Consider the following 25,680-nt stretch of genomic DNA (forward strand, 5'->3'; position numbering starts at 1 on the left):
CCCCGTGCTGCGGGGCGAGCAGGCCGTGCAGCTGCGCGAGGCCACGGCCCAGGCCACGCCCAAGCGCTCGCGCCGCGCCGAGGTGGCGCGCGAGCACAACCTGCCGGCCTACGTCATCTTCCACGACGCCACGCTGGCGGCCATCGCCGAGCGCAACCCGGCCAGCATGGCCGAGCTGCAGGGCATCAGCGGCATGGGCACCAAGAAGCTGGAGGCCTATGGCGAGGACGTGGTGCGGGTGTGCCGGCAGTAGGCCGCCGGCGCGTCCAGTGCGTCCCCCGGCCGCCGTAGCGACAGCCAGGCGAACAGCCAGCCCACGAGCGCCCCGGCCATCGCGTCCAGCGCCACGTGCTGCAGCGTCGCCAGCGTGGACCAGGCGATGGCCCCGCAGGCCATGGCGCTGGCGATGGTCCATCCGCGCGGCGCGCCCATGACCAGGAAGATCCGCCGCAGCCAGAAGGCGGCGAACACGGCGGCCGCCACATGCAGCGAGGGGAAGGCGTTGCCGCCGGTGTCCACGCTCTTGAGCAGTGACATGCCGGGGTGGCTGGCCCAGTCCAGCGCGTTGTCGGGTACCTTGGTGGGAAAGACCCAGAACACGGCCAGGCACACGGCGCACATCAGCCCAGCCCACAGGCCGTGCCACAGCAGGCCCCTCAGGTTGCCGATCAGCGCTGGCGGCAGCGACACATAGACCCACAGCGACGCATACACCGGGAACGCCAGCGGGGTGAAGCCTACCCAGTCGTCGATCCACGTCGTAGGCATGGTCCATACGGTCTGGCCGGGGGAGCGCAGCACGTAGAAGTACGCCTGGAAGAAGAGAGTGATGAAGAGCGTGGTGCCGGCTGCCTTCAGGGGCCAAAGGCAGGTCAGGCGCGGCCGCAGCTGGCTGCGCCAGGACGGCGGCTGGAGGGTGGGTGACGGGGCGCTGTGCATGGAGGGGGCCGGCGGCCAGGCGGCATCATATCGGCCGTCCGTGGCGGCAGGGCGGCCAGTGGAGCGCTCGTTAAAATAGCCGATTCGGGCAGGGGTCTTGGCGAGACCTCTGCCGCTGTCTACTTCCGTCCCTCACCACCATGGATTCGATCGAACTGATTCGCAAATTTCTCCAGGAACGCCTGGGTGTCGAGCCCGAGAAGGTCCAGAGGGATTCCGTGCTCGCCGATCTGGGCGTGGATTCGCTGATGGTGGCCGAGCTGATGTTCGAAGCGGAAGACCGCCTGGATATCTCCATCGACAACGACCAGCCGGTGCCCGTCACGGTGGCCGACATGCAGCTCATCATCGACCGGCTGCTCGCGCAAAAAAACGTACAGGCATGACGGCGCGCCGCGTCGCCGTCACGGGCCTGGGACTGGTCAGCCCGTACGGTGGCAACCTGCCGGACTTTTTCAGCCGCCTCATGGACGGTGAGTCCGCGGTCCACCATCTGCAGACCGACGACGTGCCGCGCCCGCTGTCGATGCCATTCGTGACCTGCCGCGACTTCGATGCGAGGGCCGCACTGGGCGGCCCGCTGGCCGCCATGATGGAGCGCTTCGCCCACCTGGGACTGGCCGCCGCCTTCGACGCCTGGGCCGACGCGGGGCTTGAGCGTCAGCCTTGCGAGAGTGAGACGCGCGAGGACTGGGGCTGCGTCTGGGGCACCGCACTGGGCGGCATCCAGGCCTTCGAGCGCGGCTACAAGGACATCTGGCTCAAAGGGCGCGAACGTCTGTCCCCGCTGTCGGTCGTGATGGGAATGAACAACGCCGTGAATGCGCACATTTCCATCCAACTGGGGCTGGGAGGCGTCAGCTCCAGCCATGCCGCCGCCTGCGCTTCGTCGGCCATCGCGATCGGCGAGGCCTACCGGCGCATCCGCGCAGGCCATGCCAGCGTGATGCTGACGGGCGGATCGGACGCCACGCAGACCTACGGCGTGGCCCAGGCCTGGCTGGCGATGCGCCTGATGTCCCCCGACGTGGGCGATGCCGCCGCACAGGCTTGCCGCCCCTTCGCCGCCGACCGTGCCGGCCTGGTGCTGGGCGAGGGTGGTGTGGCGCTGGTCCTAGAGGACTGGGAGCACGCCAGAGCGCGCGGCGCGACCATCCATGCCGAGATGGTTGGCTATGGGGTGAGCTGCGACCACACCCACCTGGTGCGCCCCGACGCCGGGGGGCAGGCGCGCGCCATTCGCGCGGCGCTGGCCGAAGGCGGCCTTGCGCCCGAAGACGTGGAGTACGTCAATGCCCACGGCACGGCCACGCCCGAGGGCGATCCCATTGAGATCCACGCGCTGCAGCAAGTGTTCGGCAGCCACGCCGCGCACCTGCCCGTGAGCGCCACCAAGTCCATGCATGGCCATCTGATGGGCGCCGCCGGCGCGATGGAGGCACTCGCCACGGTGCTGAGCGTGCGTGAACAGGCGCTGCCGCCTACGGCCCATCTCGAAGGCCGCCTCGACCCTGCGTGCGAGGGCGTAGACCACATCCTGCGGGGGCGGCATGACGTGCGCGTGCGCGCCGCCCTGTCCAACTCCTTTGCCTTTGGCGGCAGCAACGCGGTGCTCGCGTTCCGCCAGGCGTCCATTCAGTGAGCTCTTGCATGACCACCACTTCCATCGACACCCTGCGCTCCGAGGTCGCTGCCCTCATCGTCGAGGCGCTGAACCTGGACGTGCAGCCGCAGGACATCGACCCGCAGGCGCCGCTGTACGGCGACGGCCTGGGTCTTGACTCCATCGACATGCTGGAGATCGCGCTCGTGGTCTCCAAACGCTTCGGCTTTCAGCTCAAGTCGGATAACGAGAACAACCAGCAGATATTCGCCTCGCTGCAAGCGCTGACCGAGCACATCGCGGCCCACCGGACGCAATGACCTGCTGGCGCAACGCCCTGGCCGTGGCGCTGCTGCTGCTGTGGGCTGTTTCGGCCCACTTGGCCAGCACAGGTGTCGGCCCCATCGACTTGCACATCGCCGTCGCGGTCACGCCGCTGGCGTTCTCTGCATTGCTGCTGGCGTTCCAGATGCCATGGCCCGGCCTGGCCGCCAGTCTGGTGGCGGGCGTCAGCGGGCTTGTGCTGGCGGTGGCCTGGCCTTGGCTGCGCGGCCACGTCACATGGCTTTATTACCTGCAGCACCTGGGCGCGCATCTTGCGCTGGCGGCATGGTTCGCGCGCTCGCTTGGCGCGGGGCGCGAACCGGTGGTCAGCGCCATGGCGCGCATGATCGCCACGGGCCCCTTGAGCGCGCGCACGCGCCGCTACACGCGCAACGTCACCCTGGCCTGGGCGCTGTTCCTGGCGGGCAATGCCCTTGTCTCCACGCTGCTGTTCGCCTGGGCGCCAGCGGAGGTCTGGTCGGTGCATGCCAACCTCCTCACCGGCCCCCTGCTGGGCGTGTTTTTTCTGCTGGAGATGCTGGTGCGCCAACGGGTGCTGCCGCCCGAGGACCGGCCCTCCATCAAGGACGTGGCCCGCGCCTGGCAGGCCCAGCGTGGCCGCTCCCCGGCCTCGGATCGCGTTGCATGAGTGGCCTGCCTCTGGTCGGCGGCCGTGGGCCGGGTGACATCCTTGCCTGGCGCCCGCAAGGGCCGGTCAGCGTTGCGCGCTACTGCGCCGACGCCCTGGCGCTGGCCGCTGCGCTCCCCCCGGGGCGCTACATCGTCAACCTGTGTGAGGACCGCTACCACTACGCGGTGCTGCTCGCCGCCTGCGCGCTGTCGGGGCGCGTGAGCCTGCAGCCCTCGTCGCAGTCCGAGGCGACGCTGCGCCAGCTGGCCTGTACCTACGCTGGTGCGCTGGCCGTGACCGACGCATCCACGCCGCTGCCCCCCGAATTGCCCGCCTATCCGCTGCCCTCGCTGCAGGAACTGGCTGGCGAGGCCTGCGCGGACGTGCCGCACATCGCGCAGGACACGGTCGTCGCCATCCTGTTCACCTCGGGCTCCACCGGCATGCCCCAGCCCCATGCGAAGACCTGGGGCAAGCTGGTCGCCAACGGCCGCGCCGAGGCCCAGGCCCTGGGGCTGCTGGACGCGCCGCACACGCTCGTCGGCACGGTGCCGGCGCAGCACAGCTACGGTTTTGAATCGACCTTCCTGCTCGCGCTGCATGGCGGCTGCAGTTTCTGGAGCGGCAAACCCTTCTATCCGCAGGACCTGGCCGACGCGCTCGCCGCGGTGCCCCAGCCGGCGATGGTCGTCACCACGCCTTACCACCTGGCGAGCGTGCTGGCCTCGGGCGTGGCGCTGCCGCCGGTGGCGCGCTGGCTCTCGGCCACCGCGCCGCTGGACATGCCGCTGGCCGCGCAGGCCGAGGCCGCCACCGGCGCGCCGGTGCACGAGATCTACGGTTCGACCGAATCCTCGCAGCTCGCCACGCGACGCACCACGGCCGGGGCCGAATGGACGCTCATGCCCGGCGTGCGCCTGGAGCAGGAGGGCGATACCACCTGGGCGAGCGGGGGCCATGTGGAAGGGCGCGTGGCGCTGGCCGACATCCTTGCCTTGCAAGAAGACGGACGCTTCACGCTGCAGGGTCGTCATGCCGACATGGTGAACCTGGCGGGCAAGCGCACCTCGCTCGCCTATCTCAACCACCAGTTGCGCACGATCCCAGGCGTGCAGGATGGGGCCTTCTTCCTGCCGGACGAAGAGGAAGCGGCCCGTGCCGGCCGGCTGGTGGCCTTCGCCGTCGCGCCGGCCGGCGAGCGCGCCGCGGTGCTGGCCGTGCTGCGCACGCGGATCGATCCCATCTTCATGCCGCGTCCGCTGGTGCTGGTCGAGGCGATCGCGCGCAACGCCACGGGCAAGATCGCACGCAGCACGCTGGAGGCATTGCATGAGCGGTGGATACGCAATGCCCGCTGACTGGACCGTCCCGGTCGAACATCCGGCGTTCGCCGGGCATTTCCCAGGCCGGCCCATCGTGCCCGGCGTGGTGCTGCTCGACCACAGCCTGCTGCGCGCCGGCGCCTTGCCCGCGGGCCGGCGGTGGTGCATCGCGCAGGCCAAGTTCCTGCGCCCGGTGGGCCCGGGTGAGACGCTGCGCTGGTCGTTCACCCCCGCCTCGGCCGGCGCGCAGCGCTTTGCCATCCACGCCGACGAGGCCCTGGTGGTCAGCGGTGTGCTGCAGCAGGAGGATGTGGCGTGAGCCAGGCCGCAGCCTGGGCGCGAGAGGGCGAGCGCAGCCACGTGTGGCTGCTGCGCCTGATGGTCTGGATCTCGCTGACGGTGGGGCGCAGCCTGGGCCGGGTCGTGCTGCACGGCATCGCCCTGTACTTCGTGCTCTTCGCGCCCAGGGCGCAGCGCGCGAGCCGCGCCTACCTGGCACGCATGCTGGGCCGGCCGCCGCGCTGGCGCGAGCGCTACAAGCATGTGTTGTGGTTTGCCACCACCATCCACGACCGGGTGTTCCTGCTGCGCAACCGAGGCGCCGGGCTGCAGGTCGAGGTGTGCGGTGCGGATGCTCTGCACGCCGCGTTGCGCGGCGGGCGCGGCGCGCTGCTGATGGGGGCGCACCTGGGCAGCTTCGAGGTGCTGCGCACGGTGGGCCAGAAGCGCGGCGGCATGCGCGTGGCCATGGCCATGTACGAGGACAATGCGCGCCAGCTCAACGCCACGCTCGCGGCCATCGCGCCCGATGCGATGCAGGACGTGATCGCGCTGGGCCGGATGGAATCCATGCTCGCGGTGCGCGATCGGCTCGATGACGGCTGCCTGGTCGGACTGCTTGCCGACCGCTCGCTCGCCGCCGATGATGCTTGCGCCCGCCTGCCGTTCCTGGGCGAGGAGGCTGCCTTTCCCCTCGGCCCCTGGCGGCTCGCCGCCATGCTGCAGCGCCCGGTGTTCTTCATGGCCGGGCTCTACCTGGGCGGCAACCGCTACGAGATCCGTTTCGAGCCCGTCGCCGACTTCCATGCCACGCCGCGCGCGCTGCGCCCGGCAGCGATGGCCGAGGCGCAGCAGGCCTACGTGGCGGTGCTGGAGCGCACGCTGCGCGATGCGCCCCTGAACTGGTTCAACTTCTACGACTTCTGGCACGCCCCATGATTCTGCGCACCCTGTTCACCGCTCTGTTGGCCTGCGCCTCGCTTGCCGCGCACGCTTTCGACGTGGACCAGCTCATGGGCGAGCTGGCCCAATTCAAGGGCGGCCGCGCACGCTTCGTCGAGACGCGCCATGCGGCCCTACTGGACGCGCCCGTGGTCTCCAGCGGTGAGCTGCGCTTCGCCCCGCCCGACCGGCTGGAAAAGGAAACGCTCAAGCCCCGACGAGAAAGCCTGGTACTGGAGAAGAACACGCTCACCGTGGAGCAGGGTGGGCGCAGCATGACCTGGCACGTCGGCAGCCGCCCCGAGGCCATGGCCTTCATCGAGAGCGTGCGCAGCACGCTGGCCGGCAACCGCGCGCAACTCGAAAAGTACTACCGGCTGGAACTGCAGGGCAGCGAGAAGGACTGGAAGTTGATCCTCCTGCCCGCTAATGCCGAAGTGCAGGCGCTGGTCACGCGCATCACGGTGAGCGGTCGCGGACGCGAGGTGCGCCGCATCGAGTACAGCCAAGCCGACGGTGACCGCGTCGAACTGGCCATCGAACCCCTTGCCGGCGAATGAAGCTCACGCCCCTGAAGGCTTTCCTGCTGTGGCTGGTCGCCGTGGCCGCGGGCGTGGCCTGGATCTTCCAGGCCCGCTTCACGGCGGATATGTCCTTTTTCTTGCCATCCGACCCGAGCCCGGAGCAGCGTGTGCTGGTCGACCAGATGAAAGAAGGCGCCGTCTCGCGCGTGCTGATGATCGGCATCGGGGGCGGCACCGAGGCAGAGCGCGCGAACGCCTCGGTCGCTCTGCGCAAGGCCATGACCGGCAGCGGCCTGTTCGTCTCGGTGCAGAACGGCGAGCCCGGCGGCCTGGAGGCCGAGCGCGACTTCCTGCTGCGCTTTCGCTACCACCTGAGCCCGGCGCTCACGCCCGAGCGCTTCTCGCCCGAGGGCCTGCGCGAGGCGGTGGGCCGCACCATCGACGTGGCGACTTCGCCGGTGGGCTTTCTGTTCAAGCCCTACCTGCTGCAGGACCCGACCGGCGAGATGATCGCAATCCTCACGCAACTGCACCCGGGCACCGAGCCCGACACCCGCGGTGGCGTCTGGACATCGCGCGACGGGCAGCGCGCCCTGCTGCTGGCCCAGACCCTGGCGCCGGGCAGCGATACCGATGGCCAGGAACGGGCCATCGAGGCCGTGCGCGCGCAGTTTGAGGCCCTGCAGGCAGAGCCGTCGCTGGCTCCGCTCTCGCTGACGATGTCGGGGCCAGGGCAGTTCGCGGTGCAGGCGCGCGAGGCCATCCGCTCGGAGATCGAGCGCATTTCGCTGGTCAGCTCGATCGGCATCGGCCTGCTGCTGCTGTGGATCTACCGCTCGCCGCGCATGACGGCGCTGGGCCTGCTGCCCGTGGTGGCGGGCACGGTGGCGGCCATCGTCTCCGTCGACCTGGTATTCGGCATGGTGCATGGCATCACGGTGGGCTTCGGCGCGGCGCTGGTGGGCGAGGCGGTGGACTATGCGATCTATTTCTTCGTGCAGTCCGGGCGCGTGGGCCTGCAATCCTGGCGCAAGACCTTCTGGCCCACGATTCGCCTGGGCGTACTCACGTCCATCGCCGGTTTCGGTGTGATGCTGCTGGCGGGCTTCCCGGGCCTCGCGCAACTGGGCGTGTACGCGCTCTCGGGCATTGCCGTGGCGGCGTTGGTGACGCGCTTCATCCTGCCGGTGGTGGCGGGGGACCGGCACGAGATCCCGCCCCCCGGCGTGCTGGGCAACACGACGCTGGGCTGGCTGGGCCAGGCCTGGCGCCTGCGCTGGCCGGCGTGGATCGTGACGGCGGTGGCGCTGTTCTATCTTGTGCAGCACCACGACAGCCTGTGGAGCACCAACCTGTCGACCCTGTCCACCGTGAGCGAAGCCGAGGCCGATGCCGACGCGCGCCTGCGCGCCGACATCGGCGCCCCCGATGCCCGCTACCTGGTGCTGGTGACGGCGCCTGACCAGGAGGCGGCGCTGGTCGAGGCCGAAACTGCTGGCCGTCGCCTGGACCGCCTGGTGGAGCAGGGCCTGATCGGCGGCTACGACAACCCGGCTCGCTTCCTGCCCAGCGCGCAGGTGCAGCGCGAGCGCCTGGCGGCGCTGCCGCCGAGACAGGCGCTGCAGCGCGACCTGGCGCAGGCGCTGCAGGACTCACCGCTGTCGGCGGGCCGGCTCACGCCTTTTCTGGACGCGGTGGACGCGGCGCGGCGGGGGCCGTTGATGACGCGCGCAGACCTGGATGGCACGGCCATGGCGCTGGCGGTCGATTCACTCATGTCATCAAACGATGGCCAGTGGCACGTGGTGCTGCCGCTGCGCCCGGCCGCCGTGGGCGTCACCGACATCCCGGTCGATCAGGTGCGGCAGGCGCTCGAAGGCACTGGCGCAGTGTTCATCGACCTGAAGGCGGAGTTCGAGACGCTGTACGCAGGCTACCTGCAGCAGGCGGTCTACCTGGCGCTGGGCGGCGTGCTGGCGATCACCGTCATGCTGGCCTTCGCCATGCGCTCGTGGACGCGGCTGTGGCGCATGATGTTGACGCTGGCCATGACGGTCACCATCGTGATGGCCACGCTGCATGCCCTGGGCACCGAGCTGAACCTGCTGCACTTGATTGGGCTGCTGCTGATCGTGGCCGTGGGCTCCAACTACACCCTGTTCTTCGACCAGATCGACGCCGACGGCGGGCTGGCGGTCGATGTCTGGTCGTCCATGAGCGTGGCCGTGGTAACCACGGTGATCGGCTTCGGTGCCCTGGCGGTGTCGCACGTGCCGGTGCTCAAGGCCATGGGCGTGACGGTGGCGCCTGGCGTGGTGATCGCGCTGGTGTTGTCGGCAGCCTTCATCGTGCCGCGCCGGGAGGCCGCCGCATGACGCCACTGTGGCGGACCGATGGCGCCGACGGTGCGTTGGTGCTGCTGCCCGGTGCCCAGATGGGCGCGGCCGATATGGCCCGGGCCGGGCTGCCGGACGTGCTGGCAACGTCGGGCGTTCGGCTGGACCTGTTCGCCCCCGAACTGCCCATCGACCTGGCCCATGTCGAGAACACCGTGCGGCTGCTCGCGAGCGACGTGCTCGCGCCGCTGCGCCAGCGCTACCGCCGCCTGTGGCTGGGTGGCATATCGATGGGCGGCTTGCTGGCGTTGGCCCAGGCGCAGCGCGATCCGGCTGGCCTGGCGGGGCTGTGCCTGCTGGCACCGTACCCGGGCAGCCGCCTGACGACCAACGCCATCGCCCGCGCGGGCGGGCTCGACGCCTGGCTGCCGACGCCTGCGCAGGCGGGCGACCTGGAATTCCAGCTCTGGCAGGGTTTGCGCGAAGGGCGGCCCGATCTGCCCGTCTTTCTGGGGATAGGGCGCGAGGACCGCTTCGCCTATGCCATGTCGATGCTCGCGCGGCGCCTGCCCCGGGCCGCGCCGCACGAAGTACCCGGTGGCCACGGCTGGGATGCCTGGCTGCCCTTGTGCCACCAGTTCCTGCGCTGGCTTGCGGAGCAGAAGCAGGAGCAGGAGCAGGAGCGCTGATGGTGAGGCGCTGGAAACCCACACCGTTCTTGGCGGGTTCGGCCGCGCTGCATGGCGCCGCCGCCCTTGGCGTGCTGGCCCAACCCGCGCTGTGGCCCTGGGCCGCAGGCGCCGTGGCGGCCAACCATGCCCTCATCACCGCCGCCGGGCTGTGGCCCCGTTCGCGGGCGCTCGGGCCCAACATCACGCGGCTGCCGCTGGTGCCCGCCGGCGTGGCCGGGCGCGTGGCCCTGACCATCGACGACGGCCCCGACCCGCAGGTCACACCGCGCGTGCTCGACCTGCTGGCCGAGCACCGGCTCAAGGCCAGCTTCTTTCTCATCGGTCACCGGGCCGAGCGGCATCCCGCGCTGTGCCGCGCCATCGTCCAGCAGGGGCACCGGGTGGAGAACCACGGCTACAGCCACTCGCACGCGCTGTCGCTGTTTGGCCCGGCGCGGCTGGCCATGGACATCGCGCGCGCCCAGGCGGTGCTGCAGGATGCGAGCGGCCAGGCGCCGCGCTTCTTCCGCCCCACGGCGGGGCTGCGCAACCTGTTTTTGGAGCCGGTGCTCGCCCGCCAGGGCCTGCAACTGGCGAGCTGGACACGCCGCGGCTACGACACGCGCGAGCCGCGTCCCGACCGGGTGCTGCAGCGCCTGACGCGGGCGCTGGGCGACGGCGACATCCTGCTGCTGCACGACGGGCACGCGGCACGCGCGGGTGACGGCCGGCCCGTGATCGAGCACCTGATTCCCCGGCTGGCTCAGCGCCTGGACCAGGCCGGTTTGACCACCACCACATTGCACGACGCTCTGGCATGACTTCCGTTCCTGCGCTTTCCCGCGCCCTCGTCGATGCGGCAAGCGCACGCTTCCGTCCGGCAGGGCGCTTTGCCTACCACTACGCACGCGGAAAAATCGGGGGCGATGCGGCGTTTGCCGCCCTGCTGCACCAAGGCGTACTGCCTGCGCGTGGGCGCTGGCTGGACCTGGGCTGTGGCCAAGGCAGCCTGTTCGCCCTGGTGCTGGCGGCCCAGGAGCAGCATGCAAGGGGCGAGTGGCCGGGAGACTGGCCCGCGCCCCCTCAGCCGCTGCACATGCGCGGCGTGGAGCTGATGCCGCGCGACGTGGAGCGCGCGGCGCAGGCCTTTGGCGCCGCCCACCCCGTCGTGCGCGTCGAGCAAGGCGACATGAACCAGACGGATTTCGGGCGGTGCGACGTGGTCACGATCTTCGACGCGCTGCACTATTTCGACCATGAAAGCCAGCGCCGGGTGCTGCAGCGCATCCATGCGGCACTGGCACCCGGCGGCCTGTTCATCACCCGCATCGGCGATGCGGGGGCGGGCCTGCCGTTTCAGCTCTCCCAGTGGGTGGACCGCATCGTCACCTGGTCGCGCGGCCACCGCATGCCGCCGCTGTACTGCCGCAGCCTTGCCGACTGGCGGGCCCTGCTCACGTCCATCGGATTCGAAGTCAGCAGCCAGCCCATGAGCGGAGCCCTGCCTTTCGCCAATGTGCTTCTGGTGTGCCGGGTGCGGGACAATGCCCCTCCCGCCGCCTGATATCGTCCACGTGTCTCCCCTGCTTCTTTCCGCCACCACGCTGACGACCTGTCTCGGAAGAGGCCTTGCCGCGCATGCCGAGGCGCTGCGCACCGGCCGATCGGGCCTGCGCCCCTGCGATTTCGAAACGGTGCGGCTGGACACCTGGATCGGCGAGGTGGAAGGCGTTGACGCCACCGCACTGCCTGCCAGCCTGCAAGAGTACGACTGCCGCAACAACCGCCTGGCCCTGGCGGGCCTGGAGGCCGACGGCTTCGTCGAGCGCGTGCGTGCCGCCGTGCAGCGCTACGGCAGCCGGCGTGTGGGCGTGTTCCTGGGCACCAGCACCTCGGGCATCCTGGAAACCGAGCTGGCCTACCGTGCCCGCGACGCAGCCACTGGCGCGCTGCCTGCCTCCGTCCGCTATGCCACCGCGCACTGCCCCTTTTCCGTCACCGACTTCGTGCGCCAGTACCTCGGGCTGGAGGGCCTGGCGCTGACCATCTCCACGGCCTGTTCGTCCAGCGCCAAGGTGTTTGCCGCCGCCGCGCGGCAGATGGCGCTGGGCACCATCGACGCGGCCGTGGTCGGCGGGGTGGACAGCCTGTGCCTGACGACGCTGTACGGCTTCGCCTCGCTGCAGCTCACCTCCACGCAGCCCGCGCGGCCCTACGACGCGCGGCGCGACGGCATCTCCATCGGCGAAGCGGCGGCGTTCGCGCTGCTGGAGCGTGCCGACGCGGCGCAGGGCGGCGGCGTCTGGCTGCTGGGCACGGGCGAATCCAGCGACGCCCACCACATGTCCGCCCCCCACCCCGAGGGCCTGGGCGCACGCCTGGCGATGCAGGCCGCGCTGCGCTCGGCCGGCCTCGCGCCGCAGCAGTTGGACTACGTGAACCTGCACGGCACGGCCACTCCCGCCAACGATGCGGCCGAGGGATTGGCCATGGCGGCGCTGTTCGGCGCCGGCGTGCCCTGCAGCTCGACCAAGGGCGCGACCGGCCACACGCTGGGCGCCGCCGGCGCGGTGGAGGCGGTGATCGCCGCGCTGGCGCTCACGCACGGCTGGATTCCCGGCAGCCCCGGCACGCAGGTGCTCGATGAGGCGCTGGCGCTCGACTACCGCCTCGCGGGCAGCGCGGCGCCGCTGCGCACGGTGCTCAGCAACTCCTTCGGCTTTGGCGGCAGCAACTGCGCGCTGGTATTGGGAGCGCGGCCATGAACCGAGCATTGACGGCCTGGATCGACGGCATCGGCCTGATCGCCCCCGGCCTGCCCGACTGGCCCAGCGCCGCCGCCGTGCTCTCGGGGGCGCAGCCCTGGCGCAGCGAGCCTTCGGTGCTACCCGCTGCCGCCCTGCTGCCGCCCGCCGAGCGCCGCCGCGCCAGCCGCGTGATCCGCCTGGCGCTGGCGCTGGGCCAGCAGGCCGCCGCGCAGGCGGGTGCCGACCTCGCGCAACTGGCCACTGTGTTCGCCGCCTCCGGCGCCGACGGCCACAACTGCCATGCGCTGTGCGAACAGCTGGCGGGCGACGATCGGCAGATCTCGCCCACGCGTTTTCACAACTCGGTGCACAACGCCGCCGCCGGCTATTGGGGCATCGCCACGCGCAGCATGGCGCCCTGCCAGGTGATCTGCGCCTACGACGGCAGCCTGGGTGCCGGTTTGATGGATGCGCTGGCGCAGGTGGCGCTCGATGACCGCTCCGTGCTGCTGGTCTGCTATGACAGCGAGTACCCCGAGCCGCTGCACGCCAAGCGCCCGCTGCCCGATGCGGCGGGCATGGCCTGGCTGCTGGCGCCGCGGCGCTCCGGCGCATCGCTGGCGCAGATCAGCGTGACGCCCGGCGGGCAGGACGCGCCCACGCGCATGCAGGAGGCGGCGCTGGAAGCGTTGCGCGCGCAATTCCCCTCGCTGCGCGCGCTGCCTGCGCTGGATGCGCTGGCCCGCCGCAGCACCGCCGACGTGGCGCTCGACTACCTGCCCGGCCACAGCCTGGGCCTGCGCTTGCAGCCATGCTGAAGCCCGACCTGCTACCCGACCACGCCTGGATCGCGGCGCACATTCCGCACCAGGGCGGCATGTGCCTGCTCGACCGCGTGCTCGTCTGGGACGCGCAGCACATCCGCTGCAGCGCTACCAGCCACCGCAGCCCCGCCAACCCGCTGCGCGAGCAGGGCCGCCTGGGCGCGGCCAACGCCGTCGAATACGCGGCCCAGGCCATGGCCGTGCATGGCGCGCTGCTGGCGGGTGCGGGCCGGCCGCTGGGCGCGGGCTACCTGGCCAGCGTGCGCGGCGTGCGCCTGCATGCCGAGCGCATGGACGACATGGCGGACGACCTGCAGGTCGAGGCCACGCGGCTTTCGGGCGACGACGCTGTCATCCTCTACGCATTCACCGTTGGCACCGCCGGCCGCTGCCTCGCCGAAGGGCGGGCATCGGTCGTGCTGGACGCCGCTTCCTTTCCCGCCACCCCATGAACACCCCTGCATCCCCTGCGCGCCGCGCGCTCGTCACCGGCGGCAGCGGCGGCCTGGGCGCCGCTATCTGCGAGCGCCTGGCCGCCTCAGGCCTGCACGTCATCGTGCACGCCAACCAGGGCCTGGCGCGGGCGCAGGCGCTGGCCGCGCAGCTGCAGGCCGGCGGCGCCAGCGCCGAGGCCGTGGCCTTCGACGTCACCGACCGGCCGGCGTGCGCGAGCGCTCTTGAAAGGCTGCTGGAAGAGGGCCCCATCCAGGTGCTGGTGAACAACGCCGGCGTCCACGACGATGCGGTGTTCGCCGGCATGGCCGGTGCGCAATGGGATCGCGTGCTGGACGTGTCGCTGAACGGCTTCTTCAACGTCACGCAGCCGCTCACGCTGCCCATGCTGCGCACGCGCTGGGGGCGCATCGTCAATGTCTCGTCCGTCACTGCCGTGGCAGGCAACCGGGGCCAAGTGAACTATGCCGCCGCCAAGGGCGGGCTGCATGCCGCCAGCCGCTCGCTGGCGCTGGAGTTGGCCAGCCGCGGCGTGACGGTGAACGTCGTGGCGCCCGGCATCATCGACAGCGGCATGGCGGAGGGCCAGTTCGGCGCGGACGCGCTGCGCCAGATGGTGCCCATGCAGCGCGCGGGCCGGCCGCAGGAGGTGGCGGATCTGGTGGACTTTCTCGTGTCCGAGCGCGCGGCCTACATCACCGGGCAGGTGATTTCCATCAACGGCGGGATGGCGTAGGGAGTTTGAGGCCAAAACGGCCTCCAGCGCTTATCCAGCAAGCGCGAGTAGCTATGATTTTTGAAGCTGACGCCACCGCGCCAGCTTCGGCTCCACGATCGGAATGGTCACCATGGTGCTGGCCACCGCCATCAGCAGCAGCGCGGTGAAGGTGGCGCTAGTGATGATCTGCCGGTCCAGCAGCACGTTGGCGAAGATGATCATGATGAGCGCCTTGGTCTGCAGCAGCCAGCCGATCATGCTTGCTTCGCCCGGGCGCCAGCCTAGCACCCGGCCCGCCAGGTGAACGCCGAGCAGCTTGCCGGCGACGGCGGCCGCCAGCAGCCAGGCCGCGGCCAGCACCACGTCCAGACCGCCCATGCTCCAGCCGGTGCGCAGGCCGGTCGAGAGGAAGAACACCGGCATCAGCGTCAGCAGCACGTGGTGGCGCAGCAGGTCCATCTGTTGCTGGTTGAACCATTCGGCGTCGAGTACGGCGCCGGCCAGGAAGGCGCCCACCATGAAGTGCAGGCCGGCCCAGTCGGCACCGAACGCGCACAGCGCCAGCCACACCAGCGCCAGGTACCAGCGGTCCTGCTCGGGCACGCGGCGCATGAGCCGGCGGCACAGCCAGGCCGCCAGGCCGAAGGCCAGCAGGAACAGCGCCTGCCGGCCCACACGCTCCCAGTCCATGACGATCAGCGCCAGCACGCCCCAGATGGCGATGTCGTCCAGGCTGGCGTAGCGCAGGATGCGCTGGCCCAGGGGGGCGCGCAGGATGTCCAGCTTTTCCAGCAGCAGGATCAGGATCGGCAGCGCCGTCACCGCGCAGGCCATGCCGATGCCGAGCACGAACTGCCAGGGCCGGGCCTCGGGCGTGAGCCAGCCTGGCCAGTGCAGCATGGCCAGGGCCGCGCTGCAGCCCAGCAGCATGGGCGTGCCCAGCGCCAGGCCGGCGGTGATGCCGCTCTCGCGCCGGTGCTGCCAGGCGGCTTTCAGGTCCAGCTCGATGCCGGCGATCATCACGAACAGCGTCACGGCCCACCAGGCCAGGCCGTTGAGGGCGTGGCTCACCTCGGGGGTGAACACGGCGCTGTAATAGTCCGGGTACCAGTGGCCCAGCACCCCGGGGCCGAGCACGATGCCCAGCAGGATCTGCACCACCACCAGCGGCGCCCAGCGGTCGGTGCGGCCCAGGCGCCAGATCAGCCAGGGGACGGTGAAGATGATCAGCAGCGCGATCAGGAAGCGCTCGGCGGTGCTCATGGCTGTGCCCGCGTGCCGGTGTATTCGCGGAAGATGCCCAGCGTCACGCCGCAGCGCACGTCCTGGAAGCCGGCGCGGCGCAGCGCGGTCAGCACGGTGTCGGGGTCCACGGCGGCCTCGATGGTGTCGCCGTAGTAGGCCCACAGGCGCTTGACGTCCGCATGGCGGCCGCTCAGGCGCGCCATCAGCGGGACCATGACGCCGATGTGCAGCTTCAGCAGCGCGCGGCCCAGGCGGCTCGCGGGCTGGCTGATTTCCATGATGCAGGCCTTGCCGCCGGGCTTGAGCACGCGCAGGTATTCGGCGAAGGCCTGGTCCATGTCGCCCACGTGCCGCAGCGCGTAGCCCATCGACAAGAAGTCCACCTGCGCGTCGGGCAGGGGGATGGCCTCGGCATAGGCCTCGACGGTCTCGCAGCTGAGCTTGCGGCGCAGCTCGGCCAGCATGCCGGGCGACGGGTCCAGCGCCACGACGCGGCCCTGCGGCCCGGCCAGCGCCAGCGCCTCGGCGGTGACGAGGCCGGTGCCGGCCGCCACGTCGAGCACGTGCATGCCGGGCCTGAGGCCTTCGCGCTGCAGCACTTCGCGCCGGTACCAGCTGCCGCTGCCCAGGGCCGTCAGCGCTTCGGCTCGGTCGTAGCCCGTGGCGGCCTCGTTGAACATGACCTGGGTCACCTGGCGCCGCTCGGTCTCGTCCGAGAAATAGGCCTTCAGGTGCGCGTCGCCGCTCTTCATGGCGCGCTGGGCGCGGGGGGTGGGTTCGGTCATGGTCTTTCTTCTGGTGGACGCAGGCGGCGCCAGGCCAGCAGGGGCAGGCGCAGCACGAAGCCCAGGAACAGGCGCGTGTGCATCCAGGTCAGCAGGGCGTTGTCGCGCAGGTAGCGAAAGTGCGAGACGCCGCCTTCGCTGGCGTGCAGGTAGCGCACCGGCGCGTCCAGGTTCACCGGCCGCACTCCCGCCCAGCACAGCCGCACAACGGCCTCGGGGTCGAAATCGAAGCGGCGCATGAAGCGCTGGCCGCGCATGACCTGCATCAGCGGCGCGATGGGATAGACGCGAAAGCCATAGAGCGAGTCGCCAATGCCAGCCCACAGGGTCTCCAGGTTGGCCCAGGCGTTGGACACCTTGCGCCCGTTGACGCGCAGGGCCGGCGCTTCGGGGCCGAACACCGGCTTGCCCAGCACCATGGCAGAGGGCTGCGCCTGCGAGGTGGCCATGAACGCCGGGATGCGGTCGGCTGGGTGCTGGCCGTCCGAGTCCATGGTCAGCGCGTGGGTGAAGCCGGCGGACTGCGCCTGGCGGATGCCTTCGAGCACGGCGGCGCCCTTGCCCTGGTTCACGGCCTGCACGATCACGCGCAGGCCGGGGTCCTGCTGGGCCATCTCGCGCAGCCAGGCGTCGCTGCCATCGGTGCTGCCGTCCACGACCACCCACACCGGGTTCCACTGGCGCCGCGCCGCGCGGACGGTGTCGATGACGGTGCGCCCTGGGTTGTAGCTGGGGATCAGCACCAGGTGCGTGCTGGAGGCGGCAGGGGGCGTATTCATGGAGTCGGGTGGGCCAGTTCGGTGCGGAAGTGCTGCTCCAGCGCCCGGGTGAAGGCGACGTGGTCGGCCGCCGGCTCGAAGCGCCCACCCAGCCGCGCCGTGCAGCGCAGCGGCAGCACGGGCGGCCTCCACAAGGGCCAGTGCTTGCCCAGGTAGGGCGTGGAGAACTCCAGCAGCACGGTCTGCACCGGCACCTGGGCGCGTCGGGCCAGCAGACCCAGCGTCCGTCCGAACGGGTCCAGCGGGAAGTGCTGCGTGCGCGAGCCTTCGGGAAACAGCACCACCTGCGCGCCTTCGGCCAGGCTGTGGCAGCCATGCCTGACCAGCTGCAGGGCGTCGTCGTTGCGCACGTAGCGCGCCATCCGTGCGGCGGCGCCGAACAGGATGTTGTCCAGCAGGCTGGCCTTCATGATGCACACGGCGTTGGGCAGGCGCGAGACCAGCAGCACCGCGTCCAGCAGCGACGGGTGGTTGGCGGCGATGATCAGCGCGCGCTCGTGGCGCAGCGCATCCAGCTCCGACAGATCGAACCGGCAGGCGCACAGCAGCGACAGCACGCCCAGGTAGAAGCGGAAGGCGAGCGTGATGACCCGGCGCCCCAGCCACTGCGCCTGCGCGCGCGGCACGATGGGGTGCAGCACGGCCGCGAACGGCAGCCACACCAGGCACAGCAGCGCCAGGGTGCCCAGGCCGATGCACATGGCCAGGCGCTCATACAGGTGCCACAGCGCGCGCGCCAGGCCCCGGCGCTGCAGGTCAGGGCTGGTACTGCGCTGCGTCATCGACCGTGCGGATGTTCCAGCGCCGCTTTCTCCAGGCCATGAAGGCGCGGCGCGGCTGCAGGACGTTGGCCGAGTAGTACAGCGCCTTGAACACCAGCAGCGAGCGCCAGATGGGCGTCTTGCCGAAGATGTCACCCGCCAGCACCGACAGCAGCGCTTCCTTCACGCGAAAGACGTTCTTCGGGTACATGAAGAAGTCGCGCATGATGGGGTTGGTCATGCGGTAGATGAACCAGGAAAAGTGGCGCGGCCCGTGGCGCATGACGCGGTCGAAACGGCGCAGCGCGGCCGGCGCGGCCGCCGGGTCGCGCAGGCAGGCGTCCACGGTGTCGGCGCCGACCACGCCGCTGTTCATGGCCAGCCAGACGCCGGAGGAAAACACCGGGTCCACGAAGGCGTAGGCGTCGCCCAGCATCAGGTAGTTGGCGCCGTGGTTGCGGCTGGCGGAATAGGAGAAGTTGCCGGTCGCCTCCACGGGCGTCATGCGCTCGGCGTGCGCCAGCCGCTCCTGCAACGCCGGGCAGGCGGCGATGTTGTCCATCAGGAAGCGCTCCAGGCTGCGGCCGGCGCGCGTCTTCATGTGGTGCGGCCAGGTCACCATGCCGACGCTGGTGGTGTCGTTGCTCATGGGGATGAACCAGAACCAGCCGTGCTCGAACCAGAAGATGGAAATGTTGCCCTCGGCCAGGCCCTCGTGCCGCCGCGCGTGGGCGAAGTGCGCGTACACCGCCGAGCTGTTGTGGTCCGGGTTGCGCTGCTTGATGCGAAAGCGGTTGGCCAAGAAGGTGTCGCGGCCCGACGCGTCGACCAGGAAGCGCGCGTGCCAGCGCCGCTGCGTGCCGTCGCCGTGTTTGGCGTCGACCTGCACGCTGCCGTCGTCGGCGAAGATCACGCCGGTGGCCTTGCTGCCCTGGTGCACCTGCGCGCCGCGGCGCTCGGCGTTCTTCAGCAGCAGCGTGTCGAACTCCGCGCGCTTGACCTGGTAGGCGTGCGGCATGGACTTGTCCCAGGCGTCGGCGAACACGAAGGTCTGCGTGTGCGCATGGTGCGGCGAGATGAATTCCGCGCCCGCCTTGTGCATGCCGATGGCGCGCATCTCCTCGGCCACGCCCAGGCGCTCGAACAGCGGCAGGTTGGCCGGCAGCAGCGACTCGCCGATGTGAAAGCGCGGGTGGCGGTCCTTGTCCAGCACCACCACCTTGTAGCCACGCTCGACCAGCAGGGCGGACACCGTGGAGCCCGCCGGCCCGCCACCGACCACCAGCACGTCGCAATGCTCTTCTTCGATGGGATGCGACGGGCTTTCAGAAACAGCGTTCATGGGAGTGTGGGCTCCTGGGAAAACGGGGAGTCGATCATACGTGCGGCGGGCGCTGGCGCAGGCCGCGCCCAGGCACCGTTACTTCGCGGCGACGACGGCCGGCAGCCACGTCGACAGCCCCGGCACGGCGGCGACCCGCACCAGCACGGCGATCACCGCCAACAGGAGGGCAGCGTGGCCCGGAACAGCGGGGCGCTGAAGAAATAGCGCAGCAGGAGCTGCGCCGCGTGGCGCGGCATGACGCGCAAGGGTTTTTCACTGTTTTTATAATCAGTATTTTGCGCGCAGCAGCCCATGCCGCCCCCACTACTCGCCCGCCATCACCGTACGCGCCTGCTCGAAGTCTGGCGCTCGGCCGGCTGGCCCTGCCAGGACGGAGTGGAGATTGACCTGCTGGCCGCCGGCCTGCTGGAGCGCTGCACGGACGAGTGCGGCCGCACCCTGCTGCGCCTGACGGACGCCGGCATCGCCCATCTGGCCGAGGCGCGGCGCGCCGGCAAGCGCAGCGAAAGCCTGCACGACCGCATGGCGCTGGCCTTTGCGCGCCAGCAGCTGCTGCCTGCCGGGCGCGTGGTCTGGCGCGAGCTGTCGCTGCGTGCGGCACTGGAGGTCGAGGAGGAGTCGCCCTGCGCCGCCGAGGGCGCTGCGCCTGCCGCCCCGCCGGCTGCCCAGCCCCTGCCCGCCCTGTGGGGCGACGACGCACCCACGCCCGCCGCGCGCCGCGCCGCCCGGCTGTGGCGCGTGGCGCGGCCGGATTTGTTCTCCATCCGTCACACCACCGTGCCCGGCTACCTGCGGCCCATGGTGCACGAGGTCAAGGCCAGCCGCGCCGACCTGCAGTCCGATCTGCGCCACGCTGCCAAGCGCAATGCCTACCAGTGGCTGTGCGAGGAGTGCTACTACGTATTTCCCGCCGGCATCGCCGCGCCCGACGAGGTACCGGCGCAGTTTGGCGTGTGGCTGATGCACGGCGCGCCGGGCGAGGATGGCCGGGGCGCGCGCTTCGAGCTGGCGCGCGCCGCCCGGCATGCGCGCTGCACGCTGCCCTTCGACGTGTGGATGGCCCTGTGCCGGGCCACGCCGCTGGCAGGCGCGCCCGTGCCCGCCCAGGACGGCCTGGGCGCGCCATGACCGCGCCCGCTGCCTGCGAGCCGCAGGACGATGCGCTGCGCTACACGGTGGCCGTGCGCGCGCTGTGCGAATTCACCGCCCGCTGTGGCGACCTGGACCTGCGCTACACCCCGGCGCCCACGGCGCTGGAGGGCATCGCCGGCCACGCCCGCGTGGCAGCCGGCCACGGGCCGGGCTACGAGGCCGAGATCGCCCTGCAGGGCCGCTACGGCCCGCTGCGCGTGCGCGGCCGGGCCGACGGGTTCGACCCGGCGCTGCGGCGGCTGGAGGAGATCAAGACCCACCGCGGCAGCCTGGCGCGGCACAACCCCGGCCAGCGCGCGCTGCACTGGGCGCAGGCCAAGGTCTACGGCTGGCTGCTGTGCGCCGCGCGCGGCCTCGATGCGCTGGAGGTGGCCCTGGTCTACCTGGACGTGGACAGCGGCCAGCAGACGGTGCTGACCGAAACCCACACCGCCGAGGCCCTGCGCGCGCATTTCGACGGGCAGTGCGCCCGCTACCTGGCCTGGGCGACGCGCGAGGCCGCGCACCGTGCCGCGCGCGACGCGGCGCTGGCGGCGCTGGCCTTTCCGCACCCGGCCTTTCGCAGCGGCCAGCGCGAACTGGCGGCGCAGGTCTGGCGCGCGGCCACGGCCGGCCGCTGCCTGCTGGCCCAGGCCCCCACCGGCATCGGCAAGACGGTGGCCACGCTGTTCGCCCAGCTCAAGGCGGCGCCGGGACAGCGGATCGACCGGGTGCTGTACCTGGCGGCCAAGACCTCGGGGCGGCAGATGGCGCTGGACGCGCTGGCGCAGCTGGCCGGCAGTGGAGGCGCGCCCGTTCCGCTGCGCGTGCTGGAGCTGGTGGCGCGCGACAAGGCCTGCGAGCACCCGGGCAGCGCCTGCCATGGCCAGTCCTGCCCGCTGGCGCTGGGCTTTTTCGACCGTCTGGACGCGGCACGCGGCGCGGCGCTGGACGGACACGTGCTCACTCAGGCGCGGGTGCGCGAGGTGGCGCTGGCGCACGGCATCTGCCCCTACTACCTGTCGCAGGAGCTGGCGCGCTGGGCCGACGTGGTGGTGGGCGACTACAACTACTGGTTCGACGGTGGCGCGCTCTTGCACGCGCTGGCGCAGTCGCTGGGCTGGCGCGTGGCGCTGCTGGTGGACGAGGCGCACAACCTGGTCGAGCGCGCCCGCGGCATGTACGGCGCGCAGCTGCCGCCTGAGCTGCTGCGCCAGGCGCGGCAGTCGGCCACCGCCGCGCGCGAGCCCGGCGTGAAGAGGGCCCTGGCCGCAGTGCGCCGCGCCCTGGCGGCCCTGGAGCGCGGCATGGAAGGCGATTACGCCGTGCACGACGGCCTGCCCGCACCGCTGGCCGGCGCGCTGGCGCGCTGCGCCCAGGTGCTGTCGGAGCACATGGCCGCGCACCCCGAGCAGTTCGACGCGCCGCTGCTGCAGTGGTACTTCGCGCTGCTGCAATTCAATGGCCTGTTGGAGGGCTTCGACACGCAGCACGCGCTCATCGACAGCCAGCGCGCCGGGCCGCGCCAGCCGTGCACCGTCAGCCTGCGCTGCATCGTGCCGGGGCCGCACCTGGCGCCGCGCTGGGCCGCGGCGCACACGGCCACGCTGTTTTCCGCCACGCTGCAGCCGGCGCACTACCACGCCGACCTGCTGGGCCTGCCCGACACGCACGGCGCGACCGAAGTAGCCGCGCCGTTCGCCGCCAGCCAGCTGCAGGTGCGCGTGGCGCGCCACATCTCCACGCGCTGGGCGCACCGGGCGGCCTCGGTGACGCCCATCGTGGCGCTGCTGGCGCGGCAGTTCGCCGCGCAGCCGGGCAACTACCTGGCTTTCTTCAGCAGCTACGACTACCTGGACCAGGTGGCCGGCGCCTTTGCCGCGCAGCACCCCGGCGTGCCGATGTGGCGCCAGGAGCGGCGCATGGGCGAGGCGGCGCAGCGCGACTTTCTGGCCCGCTTCACCGAGGGCGGCCAGGGCATCGCCTTCGCCGTGCTGGGCGGCGCCTTTGCCGAGGGGGTGGATCTGCCCGGGCGCCGGCTGATCGGCGCCTTTTTGTGCACGCTGGGCCTGCCGCAGGTCAACCCGGTGAACGAGCAGGTGCGCGCGCGCATGCAGGCGCTGTTCGGGCGCGGGCACGACTACGCCTACCTCTACCCTGGCCTTCACAAGGTGGTGCAGGCGGCCGGCCGCGTCATCCGCTCGCCCGAGGACCGCGGCGTGGTGCACCTGATCGACGACCGCTTCGCCCGCCCCGAGGTGCGCGCGCTGCTGCCGGCGTGGTGGCGGGTGGAGGGGGGCTGACCGGGAGCCAGTCGCGGACGAAAAAAAAGCCGGCCCGAAGGCCGGCTGTAAAAGCAAGGTGCCCCTATGCCCTTGCCGATGGAAAGCGTTTTCGGGCTCCAGCGCACGCCAGGAAAGCGCTGGCAGCTATTGAAAAATGAGCGGCGGCGCTTATGGGACGCACACGGCTTCCTGCGCCTGCTCGATGCGCGGGTAGAAGTCATGGTCTTCGCGGCGCATGCGCTCGTAGACGCTGCGCAGCGCCACGTTGGCCTCGGCGCGAAAACCCTCTGGGTCGGCGGCCACGCGCTCGGCGGTGTTCCAGCGCCGGGCGAAGGCCGCGTAGCTGCCGGCGATCTCGCCCATCTCGTGCTGGAAGCGTGCGCCCAGGCGGGCCAGGTCGGCGTCGCCGCCGGCCTGCAGCGCGGGGTACAGCAGGCGGTCTTCCACGGCCAGGTGCAGGCGGATGGTGGAGCTCATGGCGACGATGCCGCGGGCGATCTCGGCGGCGTGCTGCGCCGGGCCGGCATGGCTCAGGGTGCGCAGCCGGTCGATCTGCGCGAGGATGTCCACGTGCTCGTGCTTGAAGCGGTCGATGTTCATGGCAGACAGTCTTGAAAGGCGGGGGGAAGGGGAGCGGCGGGGCGCGCCAGCGCGCCCCGCCGTCCGCGTCAGCGGGCTGCGCCCACCAGGGTGCCGGTGCCGGGGGCGGCGCTGGCGCGCGAGCTGAACAGCACGCCGCTGATCACCTGCCAGGTCACGCACAGGGCGCCGGTGATGAACACCACGTCGCCGAAGGTGCGTACCCAGCGCAGCGTCACCAGGAAGGGCTGCTGCATGAAGGCTTCGCTGCGGGCGTACCACAGGCCTTCGGTCACGCTGGCGTGGAACTGGAACAGGCCGATGGGTAGCAGGCTGGTGGCGATCATCAGCACCAGGCCGGCGTTGAGCCACCAGAAGCCCGTCTTCATCAGCCGCTCGTTGAACTGCAGCTCGGGGCGCACGTAGCGCAGCACCATCAGCGTGAAGCCCAGGGCCAGGAAGCCGTAGACACCGAACAGGGCGGCGTGGGCGTGCACCGGCGTGGTGTTCAGACCCTGGATGTAGTACAGCGAGACGGGCGGGTTGATCATGAAGCCGAAGACGCCCGCGCCCAGCATGTTCCAGAAGGCCACGGCGACGAAGCACATCAGCGGCCACTTCAGGCGCTTCATCCACTCGGCCTTGTGCTGCAGGCGCCAGTGTTCCCAGGCCTCATGGCCCAGCACCACCAGCGGCACCACTTCCAGTGCGCTGAACGATGCACCCACGGCCATCACCGGGGTGGTGGTGCCCGAGAAGTACAGGTGGTGGAAGGTACCGGGCACGCCGCCCAGCATGAACAGCGAGGCAGATGCCAGGCTGGCAGCTGTGGCCATGCGGTAGGACACCAGGCCCAGGGTGGAGAAGATGAAGGCCAGCGCCGTGGTGGCGAAGACTTCGAAGAAGCCCTCCACCCACAGGTGCACCACCCACCAGCGCCAGTACTCCATCACCGAGATGTGGGTGCGCTCGCCGTAGAACAGGCCGGTGCCGTAGAACAGGCCGATGCAGACCACCGAGGAGGTCAGCAGCGCCAGCAGGTTCTTGTCCTGGCCGTTGGGGGCCAGCAGGGCGGGGAAGATGGCGCGGGCCATCAGCACCAGCCAGAAGGCGATGCCGGCGAACTTGCCGATCTGCCACAGGCGGCCCAGGTCCACGTACTCATAACCCTGGTGGCCCAGCCAGAAGTTCAGGTTGGGCGGCAGGATCTGCGCGATGGCCAGGTAGTTGCCGATGAACGAGCCCACGCAGACCACCACCAGCGCCCAGAACAGGATGTCCACGCCGAGCTTTTGGTACTTGGGGTCCTTGCCGCCGTTGATCACCGGCGCCAGGAACAGGCCTGCGGCCAGGAAGCCGGTGGCGATCCAGAACAGCGCCGCCTGCAGGTGCCAGGTGCGCACCAGCGCGTAGGGGAACCAGCGGGAGATGTCGATGCCGTAGAACTGCTGGCCTTCCACCGTGTAGTGCGCGGTGAAGCCGCCCAGCAGCACCTGGGCGGTGAACAGCGCCACCACCAGGAACAGGTACTTGCCCAGCGAGCGCTGCGAAGGCGTCAGCGGCACGCGGGTGAGCGGGTCGTGCGCGGGCACGGTGGGCTCTTTCTCGTCTTCCTTGCGCAGGAAGGCCCAGCCCCAGATCAGGAAGCCCACGCCGGCCATCATGACCACCACGCTGGCGATGGACCAGATGATGTTCTCGCCCGTGGGGTGGTTGCCGACCAGCGGCTCGTGCGGCCAGTTGTTGGTGTAGGTGGCGCCGTTGCCGCCATGGTCGGCGGGACGCTCGGTCGAGGCGACCCAGGCCGTCCAGAAGAAGAAGCCGGCCATCTGCGCGCGCCGCTCGGCGCTGGGCAGGGTGTTTTCCTTCATGGCGAAGTGCTCGCGCGACTTCTGCAGCGAGGCGTCGTCGCTGAACAGCTTGTCGTAGTACTGCGTCACCTCGGCGATGGCCTGGGCGCGCACCTTGGACAAGGTCGCCGTATCCGTCGCCTTGTCATAGGTGTTGGTGCGGTACTCTTTCTTCAGGCGGGCCTTCAGGGTTGCCTGGGCGTCTTCGTCCACCTGGGCGAACGGCTTGCCGTAGGTCTGCTGGGCGGAGATGTCCAGCCAGGCCACCAGCTCGCGGTGCAGCCAGTCGGCCGTCCAGTCCGGCGCCTGGTAGGCGCCGTGGCCGAAGATCGAGCCCAGCTGCATGCCGCCCACCGACTGCCAGGCGGTCTGGCCGTCCAGGATGCCGTCCTTGGTGTAGAGCGGCTCGCCGCTGCCTTCCACCAGCACCTTGCCCGGAATGGGCGGCGCGGTGCGGTACACCTCCGCGCCGTAGTAGCCCAGCAGGCTGAAGGTGACGATCAGCACGCCTATCAGCGTGTACCAGTACTTCGCGTACTTACCCATGAAGGGCCTCCATCATCGTGTAGTTGTGAAACGGAAAGGAAAGGGGAGAGAGAAGAAGCAG

Annotated in this window: 27 protein-coding genes; 19 read left to right on the forward strand and 8 right to left on the reverse strand. The window is 70.7% G+C overall.

Translation table 11 applies throughout. The annotated features are described in order from the left end of the window. Positions 1-253 (forward strand): HRDC domain-containing protein (locus RT282_RS13720; protein ID WP_313315025.1); only part of this gene is annotated, 253 nt, incomplete at its 5' end. On the opposite strand, the gene RT282_RS13725 is transcribed toward RT282_RS13720, so the two are convergent. Beyond that, positions 217-939, reverse strand: a complete 723-nt coding sequence (locus RT282_RS13725) for a phosphatase PAP2 family protein (protein ID WP_313315027.1) — start codon at positions 937-939, stop codon at positions 217-219. The two genes, RT282_RS13720 and RT282_RS13725, sit on opposite strands and share 37 nt — an antisense overlap. A gap of 140 nt (positions 940-1,079) precedes the next feature. Here RT282_RS13725 and RT282_RS13730 point away from each other — a divergent pair, with 140 nt between their 5' ends. Genes RT282_RS13730 through fabG form a run of 16 tightly spaced genes read left to right on the forward strand, consistent with a single transcriptional unit; the run spans position 1,080 to position 14,331 of the window. Continuing rightward, on the forward strand, positions 1,080-1,325 hold the full coding sequence (locus RT282_RS13730; RefSeq protein WP_312306136.1) for an acyl carrier protein: 246 nt from the start codon (positions 1,080-1,082) through the stop codon (positions 1,323-1,325). After that, on the forward strand, positions 1,322-2,581 hold the full coding sequence (locus tag RT282_RS13735) for a beta-ketoacyl-[acyl-carrier-protein] synthase family protein (protein ID WP_313315030.1): 1,260 nt from the start codon (positions 1,322-1,324) through the stop codon (positions 2,579-2,581). The genes RT282_RS13730 and RT282_RS13735 overlap by 4 nt, the downstream gene beginning before the upstream one ends. Positions 2,582-2,589: 8 nt before the next feature. Beyond that, the gene (locus RT282_RS13740) at positions 2,590-2,862 is read left to right on the forward strand and encodes a phosphopantetheine-binding protein (RefSeq protein ID WP_312306134.1); all 273 of its coding nucleotides are present in this window, start codon (positions 2,590-2,592) and stop codon (positions 2,860-2,862) included. Further along, positions 2,859-3,515, forward strand: coding sequence for a hypothetical protein (locus tag RT282_RS13745; RefSeq protein ID WP_313315034.1), 657 nt, complete (start codon positions 2,859-2,861; stop codon positions 3,513-3,515). Before RT282_RS13740 ends, RT282_RS13745 begins: the two co-directional genes overlap by 4 nt. Beyond that, entirely contained in the window at positions 3,512-4,855 is a 1,344-nt protein-coding gene (locus RT282_RS13750) for an AMP-binding protein (RefSeq protein WP_313315036.1), read from the forward strand. Before RT282_RS13745 ends, RT282_RS13750 begins: the two co-directional genes overlap by 4 nt. Continuing rightward, positions 4,845-5,138: a hypothetical protein gene (locus tag RT282_RS13755; RefSeq protein WP_313315038.1), complete on the forward strand. Its 294-nt coding sequence runs from the start codon at positions 4,845-4,847 to the stop codon at positions 5,136-5,138. The genes RT282_RS13750 and RT282_RS13755 overlap by 11 nt, the downstream gene beginning before the upstream one ends. Beyond that, positions 5,135-6,037 (forward strand): acyl-CoA synthetase, encoded by a 903-nt coding sequence (locus tag RT282_RS13760; protein WP_313315040.1) that lies wholly within the window; start codon positions 5,135-5,137, stop codon positions 6,035-6,037. Before RT282_RS13755 ends, RT282_RS13760 begins: the two co-directional genes overlap by 4 nt. Next, entirely contained in the window at positions 6,034-6,600 is a 567-nt protein-coding gene (locus tag RT282_RS13765; RefSeq protein WP_312306126.1) for a LolA-related protein, read from the forward strand. The genes RT282_RS13760 and RT282_RS13765 overlap by 4 nt, the downstream gene beginning before the upstream one ends. Further along, entirely contained in the window at positions 6,597-8,939 is a 2,343-nt protein-coding gene (locus RT282_RS13770; RefSeq protein WP_313315042.1) for an MMPL family transporter, read from the forward strand. Before RT282_RS13765 ends, RT282_RS13770 begins: the two co-directional genes overlap by 4 nt. Next, the gene (locus RT282_RS13775) at positions 8,936-9,589 is read left to right on the forward strand and encodes a hypothetical protein (RefSeq protein WP_313315044.1); all 654 of its coding nucleotides are present in this window, start codon (positions 8,936-8,938) and stop codon (positions 9,587-9,589) included. The genes RT282_RS13770 and RT282_RS13775 overlap by 4 nt, the downstream gene beginning before the upstream one ends. After that, positions 9,589-10,392, forward strand: coding sequence for a polysaccharide deacetylase family protein (locus RT282_RS13780; RefSeq protein WP_313315046.1), 804 nt, complete (start codon positions 9,589-9,591; stop codon positions 10,390-10,392). Before RT282_RS13775 ends, RT282_RS13780 begins: the two co-directional genes overlap by 1 nt. Beyond that, a complete protein-coding gene (locus tag RT282_RS13785; protein ID WP_312306120.1) occupies positions 10,389-11,135 on the forward strand; it encodes a class I SAM-dependent methyltransferase in 747 nt (248 codons plus the stop codon). The genes RT282_RS13780 and RT282_RS13785 overlap by 4 nt, the downstream gene beginning before the upstream one ends. Before the next feature lie 10 nt (positions 11,136-11,145). Next, positions 11,146-12,336, forward strand: coding sequence for a beta-ketoacyl-[acyl-carrier-protein] synthase family protein (locus RT282_RS13790; protein ID WP_313315049.1), 1,191 nt, complete (start codon positions 11,146-11,148; stop codon positions 12,334-12,336). Then, the gene (locus tag RT282_RS13795) at positions 12,333-13,136 is read left to right on the forward strand and encodes a beta-ketoacyl synthase chain length factor (RefSeq protein WP_313315051.1); all 804 of its coding nucleotides are present in this window, start codon (positions 12,333-12,335) and stop codon (positions 13,134-13,136) included. The genes RT282_RS13790 and RT282_RS13795 overlap by 4 nt, the downstream gene beginning before the upstream one ends. Then, positions 13,130-13,594: a hydroxymyristoyl-ACP dehydratase gene (locus tag RT282_RS13800; RefSeq protein ID WP_313315054.1), complete on the forward strand. Its 465-nt coding sequence runs from the start codon at positions 13,130-13,132 to the stop codon at positions 13,592-13,594. The genes RT282_RS13795 and RT282_RS13800 overlap by 7 nt, the downstream gene beginning before the upstream one ends. Then, positions 13,591-14,331: a 3-oxoacyl-ACP reductase FabG gene (fabG, locus tag RT282_RS13805; RefSeq protein ID WP_313315056.1), complete on the forward strand. Its 741-nt coding sequence runs from the start codon at positions 13,591-13,593 to the stop codon at positions 14,329-14,331. The genes RT282_RS13800 and fabG overlap by 4 nt, the downstream gene beginning before the upstream one ends. A gap of 51 nt (positions 14,332-14,382) precedes the next feature. Here the strand turns inward: fabG and RT282_RS13810 are convergent, their stop codons facing one another. The 5 genes from RT282_RS13810 to RT282_RS13830 are packed head-to-tail and all read right to left on the reverse strand — an operon-like array spanning position 14,383 to position 19,225. Then, complete coding sequence (locus RT282_RS13810) at positions 14,383-15,576, reverse strand: cation:proton antiporter (RefSeq protein ID WP_313315057.1); 1,194 nt, start codon at positions 15,574-15,576, stop codon at positions 14,383-14,385. Beyond that, positions 15,573-16,343, reverse strand: a complete 771-nt coding sequence (locus tag RT282_RS13815) for a class I SAM-dependent methyltransferase (RefSeq protein ID WP_313315060.1) — start codon at positions 16,341-16,343, stop codon at positions 15,573-15,575. The genes RT282_RS13810 and RT282_RS13815 overlap by 4 nt, the downstream gene beginning before the upstream one ends. Next, complete coding sequence (locus RT282_RS13820) at positions 16,340-17,122, reverse strand: glycosyltransferase family 2 protein (protein ID WP_313315062.1); 783 nt, start codon at positions 17,120-17,122, stop codon at positions 16,340-16,342. Before RT282_RS13820 ends, RT282_RS13815 begins: the two co-directional genes overlap by 4 nt. Further along, the gene (locus tag RT282_RS13825) at positions 17,119-17,904 is read right to left on the reverse strand and encodes a lysophospholipid acyltransferase family protein (protein WP_312306103.1); all 786 of its coding nucleotides are present in this window, start codon (positions 17,902-17,904) and stop codon (positions 17,119-17,121) included. Before RT282_RS13825 ends, RT282_RS13820 begins: the two co-directional genes overlap by 4 nt. Continuing rightward, the gene (locus RT282_RS13830; protein ID WP_313315066.1) at positions 17,879-19,225 is read right to left on the reverse strand and encodes an NAD(P)/FAD-dependent oxidoreductase; all 1,347 of its coding nucleotides are present in this window, start codon (positions 19,223-19,225) and stop codon (positions 17,879-17,881) included. Before RT282_RS13830 ends, RT282_RS13825 begins: the two co-directional genes overlap by 26 nt. A gap of 294 nt (positions 19,226-19,519) precedes the next feature. On the opposite strand from RT282_RS13830, the gene RT282_RS13835 reads away from it, so the two are divergent. Further along, a complete protein-coding gene (locus RT282_RS13835; RefSeq protein WP_313315068.1) occupies positions 19,520-20,356 on the forward strand; it encodes a hypothetical protein in 837 nt (278 codons plus the stop codon). Beyond that, on the forward strand, positions 20,353-22,662 hold the full coding sequence (locus RT282_RS13840) for an ATP-dependent DNA helicase (RefSeq protein WP_313315071.1): 2,310 nt from the start codon (positions 20,353-20,355) through the stop codon (positions 22,660-22,662). The genes RT282_RS13835 and RT282_RS13840 overlap by 4 nt, the downstream gene beginning before the upstream one ends. A gap of 150 nt (positions 22,663-22,812) precedes the next feature. Here RT282_RS13840 and RT282_RS13845 read toward each other — a convergent pair whose 3' ends face one another. Both RT282_RS13845 and RT282_RS13850 read right to left on the reverse strand, forming a co-directional pair. After that, complete coding sequence (locus RT282_RS13845; RefSeq protein WP_313315072.1) at positions 22,813-23,244, reverse strand: hemerythrin domain-containing protein; 432 nt, start codon at positions 23,242-23,244, stop codon at positions 22,813-22,815. Positions 23,245-23,312: 68 nt separating this feature from the next. Further along, positions 23,313-25,619 carry a nitric-oxide reductase large subunit gene (locus RT282_RS13850; protein WP_313315074.1) on the reverse strand — a complete coding sequence of 769 codons (2,307 nt, stop codon included), beginning with the start codon at positions 25,617-25,619 and terminating at the stop codon, positions 23,313-23,315. Positions 25,620-25,680: the final 61 nt, after the last annotated feature.

Source organism: Pulveribacter sp., from assembly GCF_032079985.1.
GTDB lineage: Bacteria > Pseudomonadota > Gammaproteobacteria > Burkholderiales > Burkholderiaceae_C > Melaminivora.